Consider the following 26,330-nt stretch of genomic DNA (forward strand, 5'->3'; position numbering starts at 1 on the left):
CCAACCGTACGTCATACCCGTGCCCCCAGCTTCCGACGACGACACCCGAACCACCACCCGAAGAGAAGCACGAAAATCCCCAGGACCACCAGCGCTCCATAGCGCACCAGGCCAAGAAGGACTGGCGGCGATCCGCCCTGGCGTATCCGCGCCACATCGCCCGCGTTCATCGAGTCGCCAGGGCCGAAGGTCTGGCGGACATAGCTCAACACCGCAGCCACTTGCGCATCGTCCAGGGTCTGGACGTAGGAGCCCTCGGCAAAGTGCGGCATCAGCACGTGCTTGCCTGCCACGGTGCGATCCACCCCGAACAGCACTACCGCGACAAGGTTGTCCGGACGTGATGCCCCCACCGTGGAGTTATGGGTCAACGACGGGTAATAACCATCGCGACTCCCCTCTCCACGCGCCCCATGGCAGCTCGCACAAAGGCCTGAGTAAAGCGAGGGGCCGCTGACGGCCTCGTTTGCCGTGCCGCGGATGGCCGATTCCGGCATGGGCGAACCCGGCCATGCGAACGCGGGCCGCTGCACTGTCGCATCCTTGATGGGCGGTATCGAGCGGACATAGCGCACAAGGGCAGCGATATCGGCGTCACTCAGCTGCGAAAGGCTGTGCGTAATCGCTTCGGCCATGCCGCCGGCGGCCTGAGCCTTGCCGGGCACGCGCCCTGTCTTCAGGTACTGACCCAGCTCGGCATCCGACCACCCACCCAGGCCACTCACCGGATCGCTGGTAATGTTGGGTGCGTACCATGAACCCAGCGGCGCACCGGCATAGGCCTGGCGAGACAACTCCTGCATCAGCCATCCGCGTGGCGTGTGGCACGCCGAGCAATGCTCCAGGGCTTCAGCAAGGTAGGCGCCACGATTCCATGCTTCGTCATGCGAGGCGTTGGCGGAAAAGCGCTTTCCATCAAGGAACAACACGTTCCACGCCGCCATCGAGAATCGCAGGTTGAATGGAAACGGCAGGTGTGTCTCCGTGGACGCACGATCGACGGGAGTCACTTCCGTCATGAAGTACACGTAGAGAGCGTGAATGTCCTCATCGGAAAGTTTCGCGTACGAGGTGTAGGGCATCGCCGGATACAGATGCGCCCCGTCTTTGCGCACCCCTTCGCGAAGTGCCCGGGCGAACTCGCGCTCGTCATAGTTGCCAATACCGTAATTCTTGGAGGGCGTGATATTGCTCGACCAGATCGTGCCCAATGGGGACTCGATGGCGTAATTGCCCGCATACGCCTCGCCTCCCCCGGGTTGGGTATGGCATGCCGCGCAGTCCGCGGCCGTGGCCAGGTACCGCCCGCGCTCGGCCACGGCGTCGGCCGACGACGCATGGGGTGCGACCAGGGCGAGCATCAACCATCCCAGCAGGCATGCCCGTTTCATGCGGCACGCCCCATGGCATCTGCTGCCTTCAGCGCCAGTGCGGCCATGGTGAGCGTGGTGTTCACCACACTCGCCGATGCCATGGGGCCACCGCCAGGCAGCCACAGATTCGGGTGGTCGTGCGCCCGGCAATCGCCATCGACCACGGAGCTGCGCGGGTCCGCCCCCATGATGGTCGACCCCATGATGTGATTGTTCGCGTTGAGTGCCGTGGTGATCTCAAACTCTTCCGCGTTGAAAAGCGATCCGATGTGACGAAGTTGATCGCAGGCCTTGTCATAGCCTTTGTGCACGTAGTCGCCAACGGCGTAATAGATGTCGGGGCAAGCCAAGCCATGGCCATCGCGGCGCGTCTTGGACAGCGTAAGCCGGTTGGCGGGATCCGGTAGCGGTTCCAGGCTGATCGACAGGTCGACGCCAAGCGCGACACGACGCCGGATCTCCTCGTCAAGCGCCTTGCCGGTCAGGCCGCGCTTGAGCGCTTGCGAGGTGGCGGTGGGAACACGACTGATATTGTTGAGAATGATTTTATTGGCCGAATACTGGGAGCGGAATTCGCCTTCACGCGGACCGACCATGCAGCTGGACTGTGCGGGGCCGCGCCCGAGCCATAGCGGGCGATCTGCGAGAAAGCTGCAATGGAAGCCCGAGTGGTCCATCATGTTGCGGCCCACTTGATCAGACGAGTTGGCAATGCCCCTTGGGTTTTGCTTGTTGGCGGCGAGCAGAAGGAGCCGCGGCGTTTCCAGCGCATTGCACGCTATGACGAACTGACGCCCGGTCGCTTTGTGACTGACGTGCTTCGCGTCATACCAGTGCACCGCCGTCACGCGGTTGTTGTCGTCGGTATCGATCCCGTAGACGACAGCCTCGTCCAGCACCTTGGCACCCACGCGCTCGGCGGCCTCCACGGTGTGGATGGCGTTGTACATGGCGCCGATGGGACAGATGGGCTGGCAGTTGTTGTTGCCGCAGCAGGCGGGCCGGCCATTCCACGGCGTGATCATGCGCCCCTGGGGAATGGGTATGAGGTTGTAGCCGTGTGGATTGACGACTTCCGCAAAGGTGGCATCGCCGTGCCCCCACGGAATCATGTCGGCGAGGTAGGGCTTGGATCGCTGCGACGGACTTTGCAGCGCGGCATCGTTCGGGCCGGAAACCCCCATCGCCTCTTCGGCACGGCAGTAGTACGGCTCCAGATCATCGTAGCTGATCGGCCAGTCGCGTCCGACGCCATAGGTGGATTGCATCCGGAAATCGGCCGGCAAATGGCGCCAGCACGATGCTGCCCAGTGCCATGTCGTACCACCGACAGCCTTGATGAAACCCTGCCTGTAACTGCTCGCGTCCGGTCCGGACAACGCCACATAGTCATTCGGCGGGTAGTACAGCGGCGCCGTGGCCATCGGCGACTGCGGGTACGGGCCCTGGAAGTCGCTCCCGAGCCGTCGTTCGAAACTGATGTTGCGCCAGTTCTCGACAACGTCGGCACGTTTGATGCGTGGCCCGGCTTCAAGTATCAGGACCGACTTCCCAGCCGCGGCCCATTGGTGGGCGATCAGGGCGCCAACGACGCCGGAGCCCACGATGACGATGTCAGCGTCGGCATCACCGTCGTGAAAACGAGGTGCGTTCATAGGTTTTCATCCCCAAGGCGGCGCCGCGCACGGAAGCGGCGTGTACAACAGTTCGATGCCGCTCAGATGCGCGGCGAATCCAGTTCAGGCGTAGGGGCCACCCACCAGGCTGGGCCTCCCAAGGCATACGTGGGTGGTGACAAGGCATCGGCGACGGGACGCTGCATCAGTGCGTCGCGATAGGCGACAGTCACCGCCTGCGAGCCCTTCCCTACCGTGCCGGTGTACCAGGCGGCAATGATGGCCAGGGCGGCGGCCTTTGCCGGCCCCGCGGCTTCGACGAGTGCGGATGGCTCCGTCACATGGGTGGCGAGTTGTGACAGCTCTGCAACATGCGCATAGGTTGAAGGGTCTGCCGTCTTGAACGCTTCGGCCATGCGGGCTGCCATCAGCGGCTCCAGATCGGTCTTGCCGGTCAGCACTTGTGACAGCCGCAGGAACGCAGGATCCGCGGCAGGCGCCGTGGATGGGGTCGCTGCAAGGGACAGGGCTCTTCCTGACGCGACCCATACAAGCGCCGTGCCCGCGCCGATCAGAAACAGACGGCGTGAGAGCGAATCGATCGAGAGGGGGTTGGAGCTTTCGAGAGTCTCGGACATGGGACGCTCCTGTAGAGGGCCTCTCACGCCGCGCGGGTATGTTGCGCGGGGTGAACTATTTTACGTCGATGCTGCGTATAGCCTGCGTCATGGTTTGGTAGAACTACGGACATCTCGTCGTGTGGCATGGATGGTCACCGTGCAGGTCATGCCGGCCGCCAGATGAACATCGTCAGGAACGGCATCAAGGGCGATGCGAACCGGCACGCGCTGCGCAAGACGCACCCAGGTAAACACCGGGTTGACGTCGGCGAGCAGATTGGCGCTCGAAGGGTTGTCGCGGTCGGCGATACCGCTGGCGATGCTCTCGACGCGCCCATGCAGAACGACATGCCCCGCCATGAGCCGAACCTCGGCTGCGTCGTTGACGTGCACGCCGGGAATCTTGGTTTCCTCGAAGTAGCCGTAGACCCAGAACGAGTTCGCGTCGATCAGCGCCATGCGTGCCATGCCCACGGACACGTAGTCGCCTGCGTAGAGATTGAGATTGGCGATGAACCCGTCAACGGGGGCGCGCACCACGCTCCTTTCAAGATTGAGCCGGGCAGTTTGGCGTGCCGACAGCGCGGCATCGTGGCCGGCCGTGGCCGCGTTCAGGGATGCTTTGGCGGCATCCTCGGCCGCTAGCGCCTGGCGCGCCACCTCACTGATGTCAGACTTGGCTTCCGCCGTGATCACCTCACCGGACAGCTGCGCGCGTCGCGATACCTGCTGGCTGCGCATGACCGATTCGGAATGGCGTTGTGCGAGCTGGGCCCGCGCCAGGGCAACCTGGGCTTCGCTGCGTGCGACTTCCGCCTCGGCCTGCGCCAGTGCGTCACGGAATCGTTCCGGGTCGATCACAAACAGAACGTCACCGCGTTTGACACGCTGGTTGTCGATCACATGCACCTCGGCCACCAGTCCCGAGACGTCCGGCGCAATGTTGATCACCTGGGCGCGGACCCGGCCATCCCGTGTCCATGGCGCGTACATGTAGTCCCGCCATAAGGCATGGGCGAGCACGATCGCCAGCAGCAAGATGCCCAGGGTCACGATGATGCGGAGCAAGGATTGGCGGGTCATGGGCATGAGTCCAGGAGGCGATGACGGTGCGTCATGGGCGTAGCCAAAGGCCGGCCAGCGCGAAGATCACGGTGAACAGCGAGGCACGGAAAAGCGCCGGATGCCACACGTGCCGATACATGCCGAGGCGCGAAAACCCGAGATCCAGGGCGATGAATAGCAGCGCGCTTCCGATCAGTACCGGAAGCAGGCTTGGAATGAGCAGCGAGAAAAAGGAGATCTCACGGGGCATGGCGATCACCGTCGGGGCGCGCGGCATCGGGTGTGGCATCGGTGCCGCCTTCCAAGCCGCCGCCGATGGCCTGCATCAGCAAAGCCCAGCTATCCAGGCGACGCGCCTGGATGCCCGCCAGCTGCTGGCGATCGCGCAGCAACGTGGCCTCGGTGGCGATGACGTTGAGAAACTCGGTGATGCCGCTGCGATAGCCCTGCAACGCAAGGTCGTGCGCCGCAGTGGCCGACGCGACCGCCTGTTCCGCCTGCTGTTGCTGCGTGGCGAGCGACTGCAGAGAGACGACCTGGTCGGCTACCTGTTGCATCGCGAGAATCACGCTTTGATTGTAGGACTCCACCGCCGCGTCATACCCAGCAACGGCGGCTCCATACTGACCCTGGAGCCGCCCGCCGTCGAAAATCGGGAGCGAGATGGCGGCGCCCACGCGATGGCCAATGGCATCGCTGTTGAGAAAGTTGAAGAAGCCACCGAAGGTGGTGGCAGAGGTCAAGCCTGCCGTCGCGATGAGATCGATATTGGGATAGAACGCCGCGTGGGCAGCGGTGATTCCCTCGGATGCCGCCTCGACGCGCCATCGTTGCGCAATGATGTCCGGCCGGCGGCCTATGAGCTCCGCGGGCAGTCGCGTTGGCAATGCGATCGGTACGTCCAGCGCAAGACGTGGACGGGCTATCGCATCGCCCGCACCCGGGCCCTGCCCGCTCAGGGCAGCCAGCGTGTGGCCGAGCAGCGCGATCTGCCGCCGGGTCTGCTCGAGCTGACTGGCCTCGTTCGCCACCTGCGCGTCGGCCTGACTCAGATCGAGCCGTGTCGCCAGCCCCGCCGCCGCGCGCCGGGCGACGATATCCCGGGTTTGACGGGACTGCTCGGCGATGACCGTCTCGGCGTCCAGCAAGTCGTACTGCAACGAAAGTTCAATGTAGGCGCGCACCACGGCCGTCTCCAGCGCCAGTTGCACGCCACGGGACTCCACGCGGGACGCGTGGACCACATCCAGTGCGCCGCTCAGCTCCGCCTTGTGCTTACCCCAGAAGTCGAGGTCGTACGACAAGGTGGCGCCGACCTCGTTGCTCCACACGGTGTATCCGCCGGGCGGTGACGGCGTGGCGTAGAGGGGGTAGCGTTCCCGACCCAGATCGGCCACCGCCCCGAGCTGAGGCGCTCGGGACGCGCCTGCGATGTGCGCTTGGGCCTGTGCCAGATCCAGGCGCGCCTGCGCGATGCGAAGGCTGGGCTGGCCTGCGATGGCTTGCTTCACCCATTGATCGAGCTGGGGATCCTGCCAACGCGTCCACCAGTCATTCGCAGGCCAGGTGCCATCCGCAGGTACGCCAGTCACGGCGGCGCCCGGCTCAAGCCTGGACGCATCGAGCAGTGTCGAGCGCGGGTGGATGCCACCGGTACCGATGCATCCACCCAGGAACAATGCCGTCGTGACGAGTAGCCATGCAGGCTGCGAAGCGTGCTTTTGTGACCTCATGACGCAGCCTCCGCCCGGGGCATCAACGGAAGCGTGTCATCCAGCAGCGACAGCTCCGTGGCGTGAAGCAGCGCCCGCATGCGGAAGCACGCCAGCGTCCCGGGAGACGTGTCCACGAAGTTCCGTCGCGGAATGGCCTGCAAGGCAGCACGGGTGCTGGCCAGCGCCTGAGCATGGCGCTCGGGCGTCACCTGGTCGAACAGCGCAGCGATGGATGTCTGCCATGCGTACTGCGCGGCAGGCCACTCGGACGGCAGGCTCGCGGCGAAGTTCGCGCCGTCCATGCGGATCTGGATGATCGCGCGCCCAAGCTCGAGCGCCGCAAACGCCCAGCCAAGGAAATCGCTGCGAGCTCCTCCGCGGGTCGATGCACGGGACTGCAGTTGAATGATGAAATCGCGCATGCCGCTCTCAAAGCGCAGCAGCAGACCATCCCGCAGCGGAGAACCACAGGCCACCCGCACCACCTCCCGGCGGATCTGTCGCAGGTAACTTTGCATGGCCCAGTCGCTGCCGTAAGGCAGAACCACCGAGAACGCCAGCGCCGAGGTGCCTATGCCGAGCAACATGGCAAAGCCCGTATCCAGCAGCGCCGTGGGGTCGTAAACGTTGGGGTTGGCCAGGTTCCCGATGAAGCAGAAGTAGATATTGAAGCCAAGGCCAAGAACCGCCGTGGATGGAAACGAATTCACGTAGCTGCCGACCATAAGGATCGGCGCCATGCACGCAGCCAGCAACGTAAAGCCATCCAGCCGCGGGAGCACGAAGAAGTTGAAGAGAAATGCCGTGACCCCACCGGCGAGGCAACCCAGGAACATATGGCGGCTGGCAACCGCGGGTTGTGGCACGACGGCAAAGAGCGCGCTGGTGATCGACACCGCAACGAGCGCGCTGGCGCCACCCACCCAGCCCGAGGCGAGCCAGAAAGACGCCACGGCCAGCACGGCGATGCCCGCCCGCAAGGCGGCGGCACTGGCCGCCATGTGATTGGCGGTGCTGACGATGTGCTCGGGACGTGCCTTGGCCGAGCCGTGATCGGCGCTCGCTGCGCCACCCTCGCGCAGCGCGATGAAGTCGGTGAGGTAATCGCGAAAGTCCCGCGCCGCGAAGTAGAGCAATGCCGCACCGGTCGCAAAGAGCTCCTGCCCCTCGTCGTCCATGCCGGCGAGGGTCTCTCGCTGCGCCTGGATGCGTCCGGGCAGTCCGTCCACATAGGCGCGGATGCTCGCATGGATCGCCTTGATGTCCGCCAGCGGGAGCAATGGCGTGCCCTCTGGCACGGTCAGGATGCCGAGGAAATCATCATGCAGCGCACGGAGCGCATTCCAGCAATCGTCGCGGTGCAGGCGTGCCATCCGTTCGCGTACCTGACGTATGGCATGGAATCCTGCGCTCGCATCAAGGAACTCCCGGTTCAGGCGAATCATGATGGGATTGCGCAGCCGAAGTTGTGGATCCTCGAAAACGGCTGCGGATCGCAGACTTTCCAGCTGAGCCCTCTCGCTGACGAGTGCGATGTGCGCGGCATCGATGGCCTCGGGCGACAGCTGACCGCGCAATGCCTGGCGGACAAAAGCGAGAAAATGCGCAAAATGACGCTGGCCGCTCTGAAGCAATGCGGGCACCACATGCTGGGGGATCAGCAGCGCGCTGACGGCGCTGGCGCAGACCACCCCGATCGCTACGTCGCTCATCGTATAAACGACGCTGTCGAAGATACCGTAGGGATTGCTCCACGCGGGCACCGCGGTGATTGCCGTGGCATAGCCCGCAAGAACGAAACCGTAGGACTGATAATTGCGGTAGTACGACGCCCCCCACACGCAAAGAGCCACCCACGCCGACAGTGCGAGAAGGAACGGCATGGGCCGTTGCGGGAACAACGTTACGAGCATCAGGCCAGCGAGGCTTCCCACCGCCATCCCTATGCCGCGATAGAAACCGCGGGCAATCACCATGCCGGCCTGCTGGTGCATCATGAGGATCACGGTAGACACCATCGCGGTACGAGGCGTAAGCAGCTCGAGCCGCATGCAGAGCCACGCGGAAAGAAGCACGGCAACCGCCGTCTTGGCCGCATGTATCAGCCGGCCCCGATCAGCCTTCCAGTACTCCATGGCGTTTTGCGGCCAGGAGAGCGCGTTGGAGCGGTCAAGAACAGAACTCATCGCGGCAAGGTCGGCACGGTGCGTGATTGGCTGGGTCGATAGCGGTGCGGGGGCCACTCCGAGGGGCATACCCCCGAAGCGGCCACTGCATCAATCCTTGTCGTACGAGAACTGCAAGCCAGCGGTGCCACCGGTTTCAATGAAGAGATTGATGAAGGCCGGCACCGTGTCCTTCCGCTGCCAGTCGCGCTGCAGCTCGCAGAACAGCTGCGTTACGCTGATCATCTTGCCGCCTGCCTGTTCGATACGGCGCAGCGCCATTTCATGCGCAGCCACCGAGGTGCCACCGACCGCGTCGGCCACCACGTAGACCTCGTAACCTTCTTTCAAGGCATCCAGCGCAGGGAACGTCAGGCAGGCCTCCGTCCACAATGCCGTCATGATGAGCTTCTTGCGCCCTGTCGCTTCTACAGCCTTGCGGAATTCGACGTCCTCCCACGAATTGATCGTCGTGCGGTCATAGGTCGGATACTTGTCGAGCACCTTGCGGAGCTGGCTGATCGGCGGCTTGTTCAGGCCTGTCTTCACGTTCACCGTGGAGTGGACAATGGGCAAGCCATAGGCGATAGCAGCTTTGGAAGTGCCGACAATGTTGTTCACCAGAAGCTGGCGATCCATGGAGGCGATGGAGTTCACCTGCACCGGTTGATAGTCGATGATGATGAAAGCGGAGTTTTGCGGGGTAAGCAGATGGTCTTTGCTGGGGTCGCGAATCGGTTCACTAGCCATGAGCGTGTTTCCTGGAGTGTGGGAGTGGAAGCAAGCGCCCGGTGACCTCCCGGGCATGTAAGCGGAACGATCAGGTACGTCCCGGATTCGATACTCGGTTGCGTCTCTCCGCCCTTTCGGTGGCGTGCGATCAGCAACCGACAAACAACCAGTTGGTTTAGTCAGGCGCCGCCCCCTTCATCAGGGTGACGGTTCAGTCCTGTCGGCGACATGCCGGGCACGAAAAACTCTTGCAACAGCGTCCCTTCCCAAGCCTGCCTTCCTGGTCAACGAGACCTGCGATCTGGATCCCGATCGACCGCGCGCCCGAATTTCCCACCGTTGAAGTCGTCGACGGCCTGGTTGATCTCCTCGACCGTATTCATCACAAAAGGACCGCTCCCCACGACTGGCTCGGTGATGGGCTCGCCACTCAGTACCAATACGCTGGCATCCCCCTGCGCATCCAACATGACGCTGGTTCCTTTGCGCGAAAGCATCACCATTTGCGCCTCGCGAGCCATGGCGGAGCCGGCGACCTTGACGGCACCATGCAGCACGACCAAGGCAATCGTTTGACCTTCCGGAATCTCCAGACGGGTGTTGTGCCCCCTGCGCAATCGGAGGTCCCATACATTGATGGGCGTAAAGGTCTTGGCCAGTCCCTGGTGGCCGCGATAGTCGCCGGCGATGACACGGATGTGTCCCGCCCCCGCAGGTAGCTCGAATGTGGGAATGTCCCCGGCCAGCAAGGGCTGGTAGCGAGGCGCGGAAAGCTTCGCTTTCGCTGGCAGATTGACCCAGAGCTGCACCATCTCGAGCACACCCCCGCTACGCGTGAAGGCTGGAGAGTGGAATTCTTCGTGCAGGATGCCTGACGCTGCGGTCATCCACTGAACATCCCCCGGGCCGATTTTGCCACCCGCCCCTGTGGAGTCCCTGTGTTCAAGTTCGCCCTGATACACGATGGTGACAGTCTCGAATCCACGATGTGGGTGCTGCCCCACGCCACGCTTTTTCGCCGATGGTTCGAATGCGACCGGCCCTGCGTAGTCGAACAGCAGGAAGGGGCTCATATGCTGCCCGTGGCTGTCGTAACTGAAGATCGAGCGCACTGGAAAACCGTCGCCGACCCAGTGGTCATGTGGGGCGCTGTACACGCCCAACACCTTCTTCATGAGGTATCTCCCACCGCCCGGCACAGGCCCCTGGCGTCATTGACAATGGACGATACCCTTGGAACGATAAGCCGTGTAGACGGCAATTTTGATTACCTGCGTCCTATTTTTAGAACGATGAGTGCCCACATGCGGGATCTCAATGACCTGTACTATTTCGCCCAAGTGGTCGAGCACCAGGGTTTCACGCCGGCGAGTCGCGCCCTGCGAATCCCGAAGTCAAAACTGAGCCGCCGGATCGCCACGCTCGAATCCCGGCTGGCGGTGCAGCTGATACAACGATCGTCCCGATACTTCTCGGTGACTGAAATTGGGCAAGAGTTCTATCGGCGGTGTCAGGCCATGCTGGTCGAAGCGGATGCCGCTGATGAAATCATCGAATTCCGGCGCTCCGAGCCTCAGGGTGTGGTGCGAATCACCTGTCCCATTGCGCTACTCCACGCCCGGGTGGGCGTCATGCTTGGCGACTACCTGGCCATGTACCCGAAGGTGAAGTTGCTGCTGGAGGCCACCAACCGTCGCGTCGATGTCATCGCAGAAGGCGTTGACGTTGCCATTCGCGCAAGGCCGCCGCCGCTCGAGAACAGCGACCTCGTCTTGAAGGTGTTCGCCGCACGCAGATGGAGACTGGTGGGGTCGCCCGGTTTGCTCGCGTCCTTCGGAAACCCAGCCACACCTGCGGATCTGAGCCATTACCCAACCATCGACCTTTGCCCAAACAACGGTATCCATGTCTGGGAGTTCAAGGGACCCAATGGCCTGAAAGCATCCATCCACCATGATCCGCGCATGATCACGGACGACATGATCGCCCTATGTGCCGCAGCTGCCAGGGGCGTAGGTGTCGTACAGCTTCCCAGCATGGTGGTTTCTGGAGAACTCAAAGCTGGCAACCTCGTGGAGCTTTTACCGGACTGGACGCCTGCCAGTGGCATCGTGCACGCGGTTTTCTCTTCTCGTCGCGGCTTGCTGCCTTCCGTCCGAAGTCTCATCGACTTTCTCGCGGAACGGCTCGCCATCGATGAGGACGACGTAAATTGAGCCATAGAAAAGGCAACCGAGGAAACCTACATGTCTGATTACTATTTGTTGGCCGGAAGAATCTTCATCGCCTTCATGTTTGTCTTGAGTGGTTTCAATAAAGCCGTCTATTTCCAACACGGCCTGGAAGAGGTCAAGGCAAAAAATCTCCCTCTGCCACACCTCTCTCTGTTGGCAACCATCGTGGTGCAAATCGTCTGCGGCATCGCCATCATGGCTGGCCGTTTCATTACACCAGCATCCCTGGCCCTTGCGGCATTCACGCTCGCGACTGCCGTGGTCTTCTACGACTTCTGGCGGCGTGAAGGATCCGAGCGCACCGTCATGTTCACGGGATTCCTTGAACACATCAGCATCATCGGCGGCTTCGCCATCTTGATTGGCTCAGGTCCGGGGGCCTTCGTGCTCTAGCCACCTGGGCAAGAGTTCGTCGAATCGCATCGCTTGTGGGGCGAGATGTGGAGTGACGTGCCTTTTCCAAGGCAACAAAAAAAGCCAAAAAATGGGCCTATTTGCAAATCCGGGGGAGAGAGTGGGATTGTCGGGTGCATCCATGCACCCAAGCCCTCCGCGCTATGCGCTACGGGGCCAGCCTTCGGCTGTCCAAATTCGTTCCTGACGAATTTGTCGAACCCGAGTGGGTTCTCACCCAGTCTTTCCATCAGATACGCAAAAGCCCCCATACGGGGGCCTTTGCGTATCTGGCGGAGAGAGTGGGATTCGAACCCACGGTAGGCTTACACCTACGGCAGTTTTCAAGACTGCTGCCTTAAACCGCTCGGCCATCTCTCCGTTTCTGGTTTTGCCCAATGACTGGGGCGGGCCCTCAAAGTCACTGGATTCCTGCCTTCGCAGGAATGACGGGCCAAGGGTCGGCGCGTCGTTGCGGGGTGGCCATCCTATCAGGAATGGCTCGCCGTTCCCCGCCCTTTTTTCGACAGGGCGATCATCGCCCACAGCATGATGCCCACCGGCACCGCTGCACCGACCAGCGGGAGCAGCAGTACCGGCTGGCGGATGACCATGGGTACGAGCTGGGTAGCGGCGGCGAAGGTGATGATGCCGAAGCGCAGGGCACGGCTGGTGCGGGCGAACCAGAAGGCGCCGATCACCAGCACGGTGGCGATGAGGCTGAGTACCAGGTCCACCGTGGGGATGGGGAACATGGTCCACAGCCCCAGGCGGGTGAGCAGCTCGGTGGCAAGGATGGTCAGCAGCGTGTAGCTGGCGGTGAGTTCGACCTTGTCCCAGCGCGTGCTGCTCATGCCACGGGCCTCAGGCGATCTGCTCGAGGTTGCGCAGGTAGGGGCGCAGCACCTCGGGCACGGTGATGGAGCCGTCGGCGTTCTGGTAGTTCTCCATCACGGCGACCAGGGTGCGGCCCACGGCCAGGCCGGAGCCGTTCAAGGTGTGCACCAGCTCCGGCTTGCCGGTGGCGGGATTGCGCCAGCGGGCCTGCATGCGGCGAGCCTGGAAGTCGCCGCAGTTGGAACACGAGGAGATCTCGCGATAGGTGTTCTGGCTGGGCAGCCACACTTCCAGGTCGTAGGTCTTGATGGCGGAGAAACCCATGTCGCCGGTGCACAGCAGCACCTTGCGGTACGGCAGGTTGAGCAGCTGCAGGACCTTTTCGGCGTGGCCAACCATTTCCTCCAGCTGGGCGTGCGACTGCTCGGCCGTGGCGATCTGCACCATTTCGACCTTTTCGAACTGGTGCTGACGGATCATGCCGCGCGTGTCGCGGCCGTAGCTGCCGGCCTCGGCGCGGAAGCACATGCTGTGCGCGGTGAGGCGCATGGGCAGTGCATCGGCCTCGACGATGCTGTCGGCCACCAGGTTGGTCAGCGCCACTTCGGCGGTGGGAATGAGGTAACGCTTGGCCTCGTTCACCTCGGTGGAGAACAGGTCATCCTCGAACTTGGGCAGCTGGCCGGTGCCCTTCATCGTGTCCGCGTTGACGATCAGCGGCACGTTGCATTCCAGGTAGCCGTGCTCACCGGTCTGCAGGTTGAGCATGAACTGGGCGAGCGCGCGATGCAGGTGGGCGAGCTGGCCGCGCAGCACGGTGAAGCGCGCGCCGGAGAGCTTGGCGCCGGCGTCGGCGTCGAGCCAGCCGTGGCGGGCACCCAGGTCCACGTGGTCCTTGATCTCGAAATCGAACGTGCGCGGGGTGCCCCAGCGCAGCTGCTCGGCATTCTGGGTTTCGTCGTTGCCCAGCGGCACGGACTCATGCGGGATATTGGGGATGCCCAGCGCGATGTCGGCCAGCCTGGCCTGAACGTCGGCGAGCGCCTGTTCGTTGGCCTTGAGCTTGTCGCCGATGCCGGCGACTTCGGCCATCAACGGGGCAACGTCCTCACCCTTGGCCTTGGCCTGGCCAATGGCCTTGGACCGCGTGTTGCGCAGGTTCTGCAGCTCCTGCGTTTCCGTGGACAGCTGCTTGCGCTGGCTTTCCAGCGCCTCGATGGCGGCCACGTCGAGTTCGTAGCCACGGGCTTCCTTGAGGCGGGCGGCCGTTTCGGCCAGTCGCGAGCGCAGCAGTGCGGGGTCCAGCATGTCGGGTCCAGATGAATGACTTGGAACGCCGGATTATCGCTGCGGGGGTGGTTGGGGGGCAATGCGGCGAGCTCCCCTTCGGAAATTGCCGCAGTCCCCACGGCTCGTCATCCCGGCGTAGGCCGGGATCCAGAGCCTCAGTCCATCACACCCGGCAAAGCCGGGGCCCAGGCGCCTGAGCGCTGCGCGACCGATAAAGCCTCGATGCGTGAGGCGACAGCCGGCCACTGAGGCTCTGGATCCCGGCCTGCGCCGGGATGACGAGCGAGAAGCTCGCGACGATGGGTGTCTCGTCAGCGGGCCCGCCGACCATCCCTTCCCAGCCACCACGCCATCACCGCCCCGGCCAGCAGCCAGCCCACTACCTGCTCCACCAAGGCCGCCACGGTGAAATTGGTCGGAAACCGGTACCAGTTCCAATACGGCACCAGGGTGCTGAGCCAGGCGAACACGCTGGCGGCGACCGCAATACCCAGCCGCGTCATGAAGCTGAAGGCAGCCAGCCCCATGACGAAGGCCAGCATGAGGGCGGACAAGGTATCGGACGCCCATTGCCGCGGCAGCTGGCCACTCATGTCAGACAGGTCGTCGCCTTGCGGCATATAGACCATGAAGGCATAGGGGGATGACTTGGACTTGGCCGAGTAGGCGGCCATGACCGTCTTGTCACCCATCTTGGCCGGGTCCACCGAAGGCAGGATGAATACGCCGGCCTGCTCGCCCAGCCCCGGCCGCAGGGTGGCGAGGACGGTATCCTCGGCCACGGGTTGCCGCATGCCGACGTTGCCCAGCCCCAGCGCCATATGCGCCACGGCACCCCAAATGAACATGACGATGCCACCCAACAAGGCAGCTACGAGTACGCGCATGACGACTCCCCCATTGGCTTCGGTGCGGTGAATCTATGCCCCGGGTTGGTGGGCGGCAACTTTACTTTCGGCCAGTGCGGTCGCGCGCCTCGCGGCGGGCTTCGCGCAGGCTCAACAGTTTCTCGCGCAGCTTCAGCTCCATCCCGCGCTCCACCGGCTCGTAGAACACGGTGCCGTCCAGCGCGTCGGGCAGGCACCGCTGATCGAGCGCAACGCCTCCGGCGCTGTCGTGGTCGTACTGGTAGCCCTGCCCGTAGCCCAGGCCCTTCATCAGCTTGGTGGGCGCATTGCGCAGGTGCATGGGCACTTCCAGCGTACCGGTCTGCTGCACCACCGCGCGGGCGTTGTTGTACGCCATGTACGCGGCATTGCTCTTGGGCGCGATGGCCAGCCAGATGGCGAGCTGCGCCAGGCCCAGCTCGCCCTCGGGGCTGCCGAGGCGCTCGTAGGTGTCCCATGCGTCCAGCGCCATCCGCCAGGCACGTGGTTCGGCCAGGCCGATGTCTTCCACGGCCATGCGGGTCATGCGCCGTGCAAGGTAGAGCGGGTCCACGCCGCCATCCAGCATGCGGGTGAGCCAGTACACGGCGGCATCCGGGTCGGACGAACGCACCGATTTGTGCAGCGCCGAGATCTGGTCGTAGAACTGCTCCCCACCCTTGTCGAAGCGGCGCGTGCGGTCGGCCAGCACCTGCGTGAGCGTGGTTTCGTCGATACGGTGGTCTTCGGCCAGTTCCGAGGCGATTTCCAGCAGGGTGAGCGCGCGGCGCACGTCGCCATCGGCCGCCTGCGCGATGAGCCGGAGCGACTCGTCGGAGACGTCGAGCTGCATGGTGCCGAGGCCACGCTCATTGTTTTCCAGCGCGCGCTTGAGCGCCACGACGATGTCGTCGGGGGTCACCGCTTCCAGCACGTGCACGCGGCAGCGCGAGAGCAAGGCGGAGTTGAGTTCGAACGAGGGGTTTTCGGTGGTGGCGCCGATGAAGATGATCACGCCGCGCTCGATGTGCGGCAGGAAGGCATCCTGCTGTGCCTTGTTGAAGCGGTGCACCTCGTCCACGAACAGCACGGTGCGACGGCCCTGCGCGAAGTTGCCCTCGGCCTCGGCCAGCGCCTTGCGCACGTCGGGCAGGCCCGAGAGCACAGCGGAGATGGCGCGGAAATCGGCATCGGCGTAGCGGGCGACCAGCAAGGCCAGCGTGGTCTTGCCGCAACCGGGCGGCCCCCACAGGATCATGGAGTGCACCCGGCCGGCTTCCAGCGCGCGGCGCAGCGCCTTGCCGGGAGCCAGCACGCGCTGCTGGCCCACGATGTCATCCAGGGTGCGCGGCCGCATGCGTTCGGCCAGGGGCTTGAGGTCGTCGGGCTCGGCAAACAGGCCCGGCGTGTCGAACATATCGCTGCGTGACATGCCTTCCATGATAGGGCATTGCGCCGATGGGAGGCTCACTTATCCCCTGCCCCGGCAACTGACCATGCGTCACAAAAGAACCGTCATTCCCGCGAAAGCGGGAGACGCTCTTCAACAGCCCAAGGGCTGGTCATCCAGCGACTTTCCGCTCCTCCAAATCAAAGACATTTGGATGACCCGCCATGCGGCTGCTGAAGAGCGCCTCCCGCTTTCGCGGGAATGACGAGCGAAAATGTGGGTCTCGCCGCCTCGGTCAGGACTTCGACTCGCCCCTCCTCACTTCGACTCGCCCCCTTTCCCCTGGCGCAACACACTGAATGCCATAGCCGCCACACCCAGCGCGCCAAGCACCAACACCGCCCACAGCAAAGGCTTGGTCCAGTCGTAGGGCACCCTGGGTGCCTCCAGCGCCACGGCGCCGGCCTCGTCCACACGCGGGCCCAGTTCGGCCACCGGCGGCAGCCACTCGTCCCCATAGGTGCCACGCAGACGGCCGAAGGCCTCTTCCACCGGGTAATCACCGCGTCGCGCGGCGTAGCTGCCGACCAGCAGGCGGTACGGCGCGCTGCCTTCCGGCAGGAACGCGTACTGCGGTGGCAACCAGCCGATGCGCAGCGACGGCGCACCGGACAGCGGCGTGTCGCTGTGCACGCGCAAGTGCTCCACACTGCGCGGCGCCACGGTGGCGGTGGCATCACCCTCCTTGCCGGCAGCGCGCACCAGGTCGAGGGCGGTTACTTCCGTCCACGCTGTGGCGTCCGGGCTTTGCACCAGCACATGCACCCGCGCGGCGTTATTGCCGGCCGGAAGGGTCAGCCGGAACGATTCCACCGGCAAGGCCGCGGGCAGCTCGTAGTCATAGTCGTTGGCGGCCTGCGCACCGGCCTTGGCCTCCAGCCATTGGAGCTGCGAGGCGCGTTCGGCCGCGGCATCGGTGTAGCTGCCCGTGAGCTTCACCGTGGGCGCGCGGCCCGTACTCCAGTCCACTGCACCTTCCACTACTCGGATGCGCAGATAACGCTCCGCGGCATTCGTGCCCAGGTCGATATTGAGCTGCTCGACCTGGTCTTGGTCGTTATGCACGCGGGTCAGGCTTGCGTCGTCGGCCAGCAGTCGCCAGTCGCGCAAGTCGTTGCTGCCTTCCACGGAGACGTGTAGCTGGAAGTCCTGCTGCAGTGACGAGGGCTCCAGCGCGATGCTGTCGATGGTGGCGACACGGCCCGCATCGATCAGCCAGGCATGGGGGCGCTGCGCGGTGTCGCCACGATCGTCCTGGCTGATCACGATGCCGCCATTGGCATTGCGCTCCACCTTCACGCTGTCGCTGCTGGCTGCGCTCACCGGCAGCGCGAGCAGGCGCGCCTGCGTTTCGAAATCGTGCCTGGCCGGCGGTGTTGCCGGCAGCGGCGCGAACGGCACCGGCTTGCCCTGCGCGTTGACCACGATCATGTCGCCCAGGTCCGCGGACGGATGGGCGGAGGCGTACACCTCGGGCGTGAGCACAACGCGATAGGCCTCGGCCTTCTCTTTCGTCACCAGCGGAAAGGCGTACGCGTAATCGACATTGCTGTCCGCCCGGGCCGCAGCCACGGGCAGCATCAAGGCCAGCGCAATCCAGCGAACATCAAGGCGCATGCCCGGTCTCCTCCATTGACGATGAACGGCGCGGCGGAGCCGGCGCCAGGTATCCAATGACACTGCACAGCAGGCCGAACGCGATGAACGAGCCGATGCCGAACAGATTGCCCAGCTGACGGCGATCGATCAGGACCAGCTTGGCGAGCACCACGCCCATGATGATGGCGCCGGCCAGCCAGAACAGGCGATGGCCGCGCCGCGAACCCCATACCCAGGCGCACAGGCCGAAGATGCTCCAGACCAGGGTCAGCGACATTTGCGCGAGGCTGGAGTCGAACAGTGCATCACTCCACGGCACGCCACCCAGCTGGTGCACCGCCCGCAGGGTGATGCTGGTCGCCAGCGCCAGGGCGATACCGCCGAGCACGGGGCCGCGGAGGCGCTTCAGCGTCACCGGCAGCGCCGCATCGGTCAGCCAGGACGCGAAGGCCAGCGCGATCAGCAGCAACAGCAGCTCCACCGGATTGAGCACCGGCACGTAACGCAGCGGCGCGGCATTGCCACCCACGAACAAGGCCACCACACCGGCCACCGCCATCACCATCAGCAGCGAATACTTCAGTGACGGCAACCAGCGCGAAGTGGCCTGCGCCATGGGTGGCGCAAGCAGGCGCGGCCACCACTGCGCGAGGACGAACACCAGCAGCACCGGCATCATCGCCAGCGAGGCATCCCAGCTGCCGGCAAGCCAGCGCAGACGCGCCAGCGCCACGCCGATACCGAACGCCGCCAGCAGCACCCAGCGCCACAGCCAAGCCCACTGCGCGGCTGCGCCGGCCCATGCCGTATCGCGCAGGCACAGCAGCGTGCGCCAGCCGAGCACGCCGGCAGCCAGCACCGACAGCAGGCTCCAGCCATGCCATGGCTGCTCGTGATCGAGCCCCGTGCCGACGATCAGCAACAGCATGGCCGTCATGAAGGCCACGGGACTCCACTCCAGCGCAACGTCCAGCTCGCGCGACGTGCGATGGCGCGACGCTTCCGCCACGCCCCACGCCGTAAAGGCCAGCCACGCCAGCCAGGCGGCGAAGGTCTGTGCGCCCGGCACGAAATGGCTGATTTCCTGCGCGCTCGCCGCCGCCCACCAGAGCATGCCCCAGCCGTACAACACCACGGCAAGCACCCGATGCAACAGGCGCCCATGGCCCAGCCGCGCAAACAGCCCGCTACTGGCAAAGCCGGCAACCACCAGCATCAGCGCGCTGAGGCATTCGCGATTGAGCACCGGCCACGCCGCACCAAGGCCGCCATGCATGGCACGGTCGATCATCAGCGCAAAGGCCGCGAACAGCTGCAACGCAATGCCGCTCCAGGTGGCAAACACACGCTGCTGCCGCAGACCCAGCCAGATCAGCCCCGCGCCCTCCAGCGCGAAGATACTGCCGGTCACGTCCGCGCGCAGTGCGAGCGGAACCGTCAGTGTCGCCAGCGCCACGGCAAGGATGGCCCAGGTATCGCGCAGCAGGCGCATGGCCGGCAGGCGGCGCGTGGCATAGGCAATGCTGACGTAGATGGCCGCGGCGACCAGCGTGGACAGGGCCAGCGCCTTGCCATCCCAGTCCAGCAAGGCACCTTGCAGCAGCAGGCTGATCAGGGGATTGCCGAACATCAGGCAGCCGTCGATCACCAGGCGCCGATCCACCGGCGCACGCAGCACATGCAGCAGCGGAATGAACAGGTAGAACAGGAAGTTCAGCACCAGGAACGGCTCGGTACTGGCGAACAGCGAGTGCTCGTACTTCAGCACGCCCCACGCGGTGCCAACGGCAAATGTGGCGATGAAACCCAGCAGGTTCAGCACGCGCCACGAGCGCTTCCACGCGATGCCGAGAATGGCGAGGTTGAGCACGGCGTAGTAACTGAACAGCGCGACGTGACTGCCATTGCCCGTGGATACGAGGATGGGCGCCGCGAAGCCGGCGACCAGGCCAAGCACCGCCAGCGCGAGGGCATCCTGCATCACGGCCAGCACGCCGATACCCGCGACCAGCACCACCAGCAACGCGAAGGCCGCGCCCGCCGGCAGCAGGTCATACAGGCGGAAGGCGGCAAACACCGTCATCACCAGCACCCCGATGGCACCGCCTTGCAGGGACAGCGCGAACACACGCTGCGTTTCCCGCTTGCGCCAACCGAACGCCAGGCCACCCATGGCAGCCAGCGCGATCAGCGACACGCGCAAGGCCGGCGGCGTGTGCAGCAGGCCAGCGTCGGATGCGTACTTGAGCAAGGCCGCCACACCGGCGAACAACACCAGCATGCCGATCTTCACCGGCACATTGCCCTCGGTGAACCAGCGCCACACGCGCTGCATCAAGCGATCGAACCCCGACGGCGGGAGCGGCACAGGCGGCACAGACGCCTCGTCGGGCCAGGGCGCAGGCTCGGGCGACGGTTTGGCGCGCTCGACCGGCGGCACTGGCGGTTGCGGCGTCAGCGCAACGGGCGGCGAGGCCGGCTCGACCGGCTCGCGCAAGGCCTCGCGGGCTTCATGGGCCGTCATCCATGACCACTCCTCAGGGGTCACCTGCGCAGGCTGGGCTGCCGGCGCCGGCTTACTCGCTGCCAGCTGAGCGCGCAGGTGCTTCAGCTCACGGGACAACTCAAGCTGTTTTCCCCAGAGCAGGCCCACGATGGCGCCGCCAATGGCGCCCGGCCACCCGGACGACAACAGCCCGCCAAGCACAGCGCCCATGACCATCCATAGAAAAATCATGACCATCCATCTCCACCCGCACCTGGGCGTCATGGCGCAAGTGTGCCACGGCCGCCCCGGAAGAGGCCGCCGTGGCACGGGCGAATGCGCGCGCCAAGGAGACGCCCTACGCGGACTTACCCATACCACCCAACCGCCTGGCCTCCGCTCGCTGCTCCATCCAGTCGTACAACACCGGCAGAAGCAGCAGCGTCAGCAAGGTGGAGGTGATCAGCCCGCCCACCACCACGGTGGCCAGCGGGCGCTGGGTTTCCGCACCCACGCCACTGGACAGCAGCATCGGCACCAGTCCGAGGATGGCCACGCTGGCCGTCATCAGCACCGGCCGCAGGCGCAGGGCCGTGCCGCGCACCACGGCCTCGCGCACGTCCACGCCCCTGGCGCGCTGCTCATTGAGAAAACTCACCAGCACGATGCCGTTCAACATGGCCACGCCGAACACGGCGATGAATCCGATGGCTGACGGTACCGACAGGTACTGCCCCGTGATGGCCAGTGCCACGATGCCGCCGATGGTGGCGAACGGCACGTTGGCCAAGATCAACGCCGCGTACTTCATCGAGTTGAACGCGGTGTAGAGCAGGATGAAGATGAAGAAGATGGTGGCCGGCACGATCAGCGACAGGCGCTTGAGCGCACGCTGCTGGTTCTCGAACGCGCCACCCCACTCCGTGTAGTAGCCCGCCGGCAGCTTCACCTTCTGCGCGATGGCAGCGTTCGCCTCCTTGACGAACCCGTCGATATCGCGGCCACGCACGTCCATCTGGATCACCGCGTAGCGCTGCAGTTGCTCGCGACGGATGAAGGAATAGCCCTCCGCCTCCGACACCTCGGCCACCTGCGACAGCTGCACGATGGCGCCGCCCGGCGCCTGGACCGGAATGCGCTGGATGGCCTGCATGGAACGCTTGTCCGCATCGTCCAGGCGCACGGCGATGTCGAAGCGTTTCACGCCATCGATCAGGGTGGTGACCGGGTCGCCGCCGATGCCATTGCGCACCACGGTAAGCACGTCATCGGCATTGAGGCCGTAACGCGACAGCGCGTCGCGATCCACGCGGATGCGGATCTGCGGCTTGCCCAGGTTGGCTTCCAGCGCCAGGTCCGCCACGCCAGGCACGCCGCCGAGTACGTCCTTGATGCGCGCACTCAGGCGATCCAGCTCACCCAGGTCGTCGCCGTACAACTTGAGCGCCAGCGTGGCGCGCACGCCGGAGATCAGTTCCTCGATGCGCATCTGGATGGGCTGCGTATAGCTCACCACGGCCGTCGGCAAGGCCTCGGACAACTCGCGCTGCATGCCCGCCTCGATGCTTTCCAGCGTCTGCCCCTTGCGCCATTGCTCGCGCGGCCGGAGCGGCGTGTAGACCTCCATGTAGTTGACGTCAGCCGTCTCGCCCTTCTCCGCGCGGCCGATCATCGCCAGCGTGGTCTCCACTTCAGGGAACGACGCCTTGATACGCTCCGCCACCTGGCGCGAGACATCGATGGATTCGTCCAGCGAGGCGGAAGGGATGGAAGTGATGCGCCACATGATGGCGCCCTCCTTCAGGTTGGGCATGAACTCCTTGCCCAGAAACGGGAACAACGCGAGGCTGCCCAGCAGCGCACCGACCGCCATGCCAAGCACCAGCGCACGCCGCCGCAGCGACCACGCGAGCACGCTGGCGTAGTGCTTCTTCAGGAAGGCCACGAGCCGCGTGTCGCGCTCCTCCTTGGGCTTGAGCACCAGCGCGGCGATCACGGGGATCAGGGTCAGCGCGAGCAACAGGGAACCCGCCATGGCGAAGCTGATGTTGAACGCCATCGGCTTGAACATCTTGCCTTCCAGCCCCTGCAGGCTGAACAGGGGCAGGAACACCACGATGATGATCACGATGGCGAAGGCGATAGGCGTAGCCACCTCGCGCGCCGCGGCCAGCACGGCCGCCGTGCGGTCCACCGGCAGGCCGTGCGCTTTGCGCTCGGCCATGATGCGGAAGGCGTTCTCCACCATCACCACGGCGCCATCCACCATCATGCCGATGCCGATGGCGAGCCCGGCGAGCGACATCAGGTTGGCCGACAGCCCCGCCTGCTCCATGCAGATGAAGGCGATCAGCATGGCCAGCGGCAAGGCCACGACCACCACCAGCGCGCTGCGGCATTCGCCAAGGAACAGGAAAAGCACGAGTGCGACGAGGACAGAACCCTCCACCAACGCCCGCACGGCGGTGCCCACGGCCTTGTTGACCAGGTCCGTGCGCTCGTAGACCGGCTTGACCACCACGCCGTCGGGCAAGGCCTGCCGCACCACGTCCAGCTTGCCCTTCACGGCATCCACCACGCTCTTGGCGTTCTCGCCAATGCGCGCCAGCGCCTGCCCCATCACCACTTCCCTGCCATCGCGGGTCACCGCACCCGTGCGCGGCGCACCGGAGGCTTCCACGGTAGCCACGTCACGCACGAAGACCGGCGTGCCGTTTTCGCTCTTGAGCACGATCTGCCCGATGTCACGCGAATCGCGCACCAGCCCCAGGCCGCGCACGAGATACTGCTCGCGCCCCACGTCCACGAAGTTGCCGCCCACCTGGGCGTTGTTGGCCTGCAAGGCCTCGATCACATCCTTGAAACCCAGGCCGTGGGCAATGAGCTTCATCGGGTCGATGCGCACCTGGTACTGCTTCTCCTGACCGCCCCACGAGGTGACGTCATCCACGCCGGGCGCCGTGCGCAGCATCAGGCGAATGGTCCAGTCCTGCAGTGTGCGCAGCTCGCGGTCGTCGGGCGCGCTCCCCAGCGCGTCGTCGGCACGCTCGACGGTGTACCAGAACACCTGGCCCAGGCCCGAGGTGTTGGGCCCCATCTCCGGCTTGCCGTAACCCGCCGGCAGGCGGTCGCCCACCTGCTGCAGGCGCTCGTTCACCAGCTGGCGGGCGAAGTAGATGTCCATGTCGTCACTGAAGTACACGGAGACATAGGACAGGCCGAACAGGCTGACCGAGCGCACCTCCTCCACCTTCGGCAAGCCCGCCAGCGCGGATTCCACCGGCGTGGTGAGCAGTTGCTCCACGTCCTCGGCGGCAAGCCCCGGTGCCTCGGTATAGACGTTGACCTGCACCGGCGTGACGTCCGGAAACGCATCGATGGGCAGTTTGCGCACGGCCTGGTAGCCGAGTACGCCGACCACCAGGAACCCGATGATGACGAGCAGCTTGTAACGCAGCGAAAGTTCGACAAGGCGACCCAGCATCACTCTTCCCCCAGTTGCGAGCGCAGCAGTCGTGCCTTGAGCGCGAAAGCGCCCTTGCTCACGTACGACGCACCAGGCTTAAGGCCCTGGCGAACCTCGACCCAGCCATCGCGGCTCTCGCCGACCTGCACGGCGACGGGCTCGAACGCATCGCTGCCGCTGACCAGGAAGACAGTGGACTGGTTCTGCAGCAGCACCACGGCTTCGGCCGGCACGGCGAGGGCTTTTCGTCCGCCCACGGCGACGCGCGCGTCCACCAGCTCACCCGGATGCAGCAGGTCACGACGGTTGTCCACCTCGATGCGGACGGGCACGGTGCGCGTTTTTTCGTCCGTCTGGTGCGAGCGCTGCACGACCTTGCCCGGCAGGCTCTGGTCATGGATGAGGATGCGCGCGGCACTGCCCTGCGTTACGCGCTCGGCGTCGGCGGGCGGCATCCGTGCCTCCACCCACACGGAATCCTCCTTGACCAGGGTGAACAGCATGCGACCCGCGTCCACGCGCTCGCCGACAAGGAAAGAATCGGTGGTGATGCGGCCATCGACCGGCGCGAGCAGTTCATAGCTGCCATCGGCCTTGGCCGACCCGGCACGCAGCACGCTCTGGATCTGTCCATCCGACAGGCCGTAGGCACGCAGCCTGGCGCGCGCCTGGTCGCGCTGCACCTGCACTTCCGTATAACGGCGACCCGACACCGCCTGTGGACCCAGCGAGGACACACGACGCCACTCCTGCTCGGCCACGATCAGCGAACCCTGGGTTTCAGCGACCTGCACGCTGGACAGCACCACCAGTGGCTGCCCCGCTTTCACCACGTCGCCGAGTTTCACCTTGCGCGACAGCACCATCGATTCGATGCGCGGCGACACCAGTACGGTCGAGTAGGCATCGATCTTCACTTCACCGGGCGCCTTGATTTCCTCCGCCAGCTCTCGCATGGCGAGTCTTGAAATGACGATGCCGGCGTCCTGCACGGCGCGCGCGTCGAGCGCCAGCGGGTTGCCGGCCTGTTCCGCGAATGCCGGCACGGCGGCAATTGCCAGGGCCAGCACACAGCTGGCGAGTAAGGTCATGCGATTCATGGGGAGACATCCTGTGTGCGTCCATCCAGCCAGTCCGTCAGGCGGCCAGCGGCGGTGAGATAGTCGAACCAGGCCTGCCAGGCCTGGCTTTCGAGGGCGAGCGCGGACAGCGCGGTGTCGAGGCTTTGCTTGAGCTGGACGAGGTAGTCGGACGTGCTGATTTCGCCTGCGCGCCACAGTTTTTCGAGCAGCGCGGCGCGGTCGTCGAAGGCCGCCGCGCGCCCCTGCCGGAACGCCTCGCCGGCGGTGCGCAAGGCGTCATAGCGCGACCGCGCCTCGCGCAGCGAAGCCTGTGTGGCCAGTTGGCGCGACCGCACCATGGCCGCCGCCGCACCGGCCTCGGCGAGTGCGGCATCGATCTCCGCACGACCGCTGTTGAGCACGGGCAAGGGAATCGACACGCTCAGGCCAATGACCTGGTCGCTCCCGGTGCCGGTACGCACGCGGCCACCCGTGAGGCTGATGGTGGGGTCAGGCAGGCGTGCCCGCCTCGCCACGTCGATACCGGCCTGCGCAGCCGCTTCACCGGCACGCGCCTTGACCAGCTCGGGGCGCTCATCCAGCGGCAGCGGCGCGATGCCGTTCGAGACGGGCGGCAGGCCAGCGGGCAGCAATGGAGCCGACTTCACCGCATCACCGGCGATGGCATCCAGGGCAGCAAGTGCGGCGGCCTCGCTGCCATCCAGCGACGCCTGCTGGATCTGCGACTCGCCCAGCGCAAGCGCCGCGAGGTCGCGTTCGGGACTGCTGATATCGCCCACCGCGAGCCGCTCGGCCGCCAGCGCATCGAAACGGCGCATCAACGCGACGCGATGCTCGCCCAGCTCCCGCTGGCGGGAAGCGAGCGCGGCAGCGGACCAGGACTTCAGCCAGCGCGACGCCACCTCCCTGCGCAGCAGCTCGTAGGTCGCCTCGCGGCTGCGCCATTCGGCATCGGCCTGCAGGGTGCGGGCCCGGCGCTTGCCTGACACATCGAGGGGCAGCGACAAGCCCGCGGTGCGGCGATCAACGTCGGCATTCTCCGCATCGAGGGATAGCGAAGGGTTGTAGACAGGCTGCGACGCGGCGCGCACACGCGCCTGCGCCGCCTCTACATCGGCACGGGCCGCCTGGATATCGGGACTGGCATCCCACACCACCCGCACGGCGCCCTGCAAGGGCGAGGCAATGGACGGAACCGGCGCGTCAGCACCGGCAGGCGACGCCACGGCGGTGGCGACGCAAAGCAGACAGGCAGCCCCCGCAAGGGCTGCGCGTAGAAAAGACATCGGTCGATCTCCTGAAAACGATCATGACGAGTGCGCCAGCGAGGGCGCACGGCACG

At 65.1% G+C, this 26,330-nt stretch carries 20 protein-coding genes and 1 tRNA gene; 2 read left to right on the forward strand and 19 right to left on the reverse strand.

What is annotated here, in order from left to right:
* Nucleotides 1-11: 11 nt before the first annotated feature.
* The 9 genes from HY57_RS13720 to HY57_RS13760 form a co-directional block, all read right to left on the reverse strand.
* Nucleotides 12-1,391 carry a c-type cytochrome gene (locus HY57_RS13720; RefSeq protein ID WP_026034310.1) on the reverse strand — a complete coding sequence of 460 codons (1,380 nt, stop codon included), beginning with the start codon at nt 1,389-1,391 and terminating at the stop codon, nt 12-14.
* Nucleotides 1,388-3,028, reverse strand: a complete 1,641-nt coding sequence (locus tag HY57_RS13725; protein ID WP_019467445.1) for a GMC family oxidoreductase — start codon at nt 3,026-3,028, stop codon at nt 1,388-1,390. The genes HY57_RS13720 and HY57_RS13725 overlap by 4 nt, the downstream gene beginning before the upstream one ends.
* 62 nt (nt 3,029-3,090) lie before the next feature.
* Nucleotides 3,091-3,627 (reverse strand): sugar dehydrogenase complex small subunit, encoded by a 537-nt coding sequence (locus HY57_RS13730; protein WP_081500764.1) that lies wholly within the window; start codon nt 3,625-3,627, stop codon nt 3,091-3,093.
* An 87-nt stretch (nt 3,628-3,714) separates the two neighbouring features.
* A complete protein-coding gene (locus tag HY57_RS13735; RefSeq protein ID WP_019467443.1) occupies nt 3,715-4,692 on the reverse strand; it encodes a biotin/lipoyl-binding protein in 978 nt (325 codons plus the stop codon).
* A 31-nt stretch (nt 4,693-4,723) separates the two neighbouring features.
* Nucleotides 4,724-4,924: a DUF1656 domain-containing protein gene (locus HY57_RS13740; RefSeq protein WP_026034308.1), complete on the reverse strand. Its 201-nt coding sequence runs from the start codon at nt 4,922-4,924 to the stop codon at nt 4,724-4,726.
* Nucleotides 4,914-6,407, reverse strand: a complete 1,494-nt coding sequence (locus tag HY57_RS13745) for an efflux transporter outer membrane subunit (protein ID WP_038579861.1) — start codon at nt 6,405-6,407, stop codon at nt 4,914-4,916. The genes HY57_RS13740 and HY57_RS13745 overlap by 11 nt, the downstream gene beginning before the upstream one ends.
* On the reverse strand, nt 6,404-8,575 hold the full coding sequence (locus HY57_RS13750) for an FUSC family protein (RefSeq protein WP_038579862.1): 2,172 nt from the start codon (nt 8,573-8,575) through the stop codon (nt 6,404-6,406). Before HY57_RS13750 ends, HY57_RS13745 begins: the two co-directional genes overlap by 4 nt.
* A gap of 90 nt (nt 8,576-8,665) precedes the next feature.
* A complete protein-coding gene (locus HY57_RS13755; protein WP_019467439.1) occupies nt 8,666-9,304 on the reverse strand; it encodes a hydrolase in 639 nt (212 codons plus the stop codon).
* A 266-nt stretch (nt 9,305-9,570) separates the two neighbouring features.
* Nucleotides 9,571-10,461 carry a pirin family protein gene (locus HY57_RS13760; RefSeq protein ID WP_019467438.1) on the reverse strand — a complete coding sequence of 297 codons (891 nt, stop codon included), beginning with the start codon at nt 10,459-10,461 and terminating at the stop codon, nt 9,571-9,573.
* 129 nt (nt 10,462-10,590) lie between these two features.
* Here HY57_RS13760 and HY57_RS13765 point away from each other — a divergent pair, with 129 nt between their 5' ends.
* Both HY57_RS13765 and HY57_RS13770 read left to right on the forward strand, forming a co-directional pair.
* The gene (locus HY57_RS13765; RefSeq protein ID WP_019467437.1) at nt 10,591-11,502 is read left to right on the forward strand and encodes a LysR family transcriptional regulator; all 912 of its coding nucleotides are present in this window, start codon (nt 10,591-10,593) and stop codon (nt 11,500-11,502) included.
* 3 nt (nt 11,503-11,505) lie between these two features.
* Nucleotides 11,506-11,913 carry a DoxX family protein gene (locus tag HY57_RS13770; protein WP_318024222.1) on the forward strand — a complete coding sequence of 136 codons (408 nt, stop codon included), beginning with the start codon at nt 11,506-11,508 and terminating at the stop codon, nt 11,911-11,913.
* Nucleotides 11,914-12,204: 291 nt separating this feature from the next.
* Here the strand turns inward: HY57_RS13770 and HY57_RS13775 are convergent.
* The 10 genes from HY57_RS13775 to HY57_RS13820 form a co-directional block, all read right to left on the reverse strand.
* Nucleotides 12,205-12,294: transfer RNA gene (locus HY57_RS13775), tRNA-Ser, on the reverse strand.
* A 110-nt stretch (nt 12,295-12,404) separates the two neighbouring features.
* Complete coding sequence (locus tag HY57_RS13780) at nt 12,405-12,767, reverse strand: hypothetical protein (protein ID WP_019467435.1); 363 nt, start codon at nt 12,765-12,767, stop codon at nt 12,405-12,407.
* Nucleotides 12,768-12,777: 10 nt separating this feature from the next.
* Nucleotides 12,778-14,058 (reverse strand): serine--tRNA ligase, encoded by a 1,281-nt coding sequence (serS, locus tag HY57_RS13785; protein ID WP_019467434.1) that lies wholly within the window; start codon nt 14,056-14,058, stop codon nt 12,778-12,780.
* Between the two features lie 293 nt (nt 14,059-14,351).
* Nucleotides 14,352-14,927: a hypothetical protein gene (locus tag HY57_RS13790; RefSeq protein ID WP_038579865.1), complete on the reverse strand. Its 576-nt coding sequence runs from the start codon at nt 14,925-14,927 to the stop codon at nt 14,352-14,354.
* Between the two features lie 61 nt (nt 14,928-14,988).
* The gene (locus tag HY57_RS13795; protein WP_019464624.1) at nt 14,989-16,347 is read right to left on the reverse strand and encodes a replication-associated recombination protein A; all 1,359 of its coding nucleotides are present in this window, start codon (nt 16,345-16,347) and stop codon (nt 14,989-14,991) included.
* 267 nt (nt 16,348-16,614) lie between these two features.
* Nucleotides 16,615-17,973 (reverse strand): DUF3999 family protein, encoded by a 1,359-nt coding sequence (locus tag HY57_RS13800; RefSeq protein WP_019464625.1) that lies wholly within the window; start codon nt 17,971-17,973, stop codon nt 16,615-16,617.
* Complete coding sequence (locus HY57_RS13805) at nt 17,963-20,692, reverse strand: DUF2339 domain-containing protein (RefSeq protein WP_235186569.1); 2,730 nt, start codon at nt 20,690-20,692, stop codon at nt 17,963-17,965. Before HY57_RS13805 ends, HY57_RS13800 begins: the two co-directional genes overlap by 11 nt.
* Before the next feature lie 106 nt (nt 20,693-20,798).
* Nucleotides 20,799-23,924 carry an efflux RND transporter permease subunit gene (locus HY57_RS13810; RefSeq protein ID WP_019464627.1) on the reverse strand — a complete coding sequence of 1,042 codons (3,126 nt, stop codon included), beginning with the start codon at nt 23,922-23,924 and terminating at the stop codon, nt 20,799-20,801.
* On the reverse strand, nt 23,924-25,006 hold the full coding sequence (locus HY57_RS13815; protein ID WP_019464628.1) for an efflux RND transporter periplasmic adaptor subunit: 1,083 nt from the start codon (nt 25,004-25,006) through the stop codon (nt 23,924-23,926). Before HY57_RS13815 ends, HY57_RS13810 begins: the two co-directional genes overlap by 1 nt.
* Nucleotides 25,003-26,274 carry a TolC family protein gene (locus HY57_RS13820; RefSeq protein ID WP_081500606.1) on the reverse strand — a complete coding sequence of 424 codons (1,272 nt, stop codon included), beginning with the start codon at nt 26,272-26,274 and terminating at the stop codon, nt 25,003-25,005. Before HY57_RS13820 ends, HY57_RS13815 begins: the two co-directional genes overlap by 4 nt.
* Nucleotides 26,275-26,330: the final 56 nt, after the last annotated feature.

Origin of the sequence: Dyella japonica A8 (assembly GCF_000725385.1) — a bacterium.
GTDB classification, from domain to species: Bacteria; Pseudomonadota; Gammaproteobacteria; order Xanthomonadales; family Rhodanobacteraceae; genus Dyella; species Dyella japonica_C.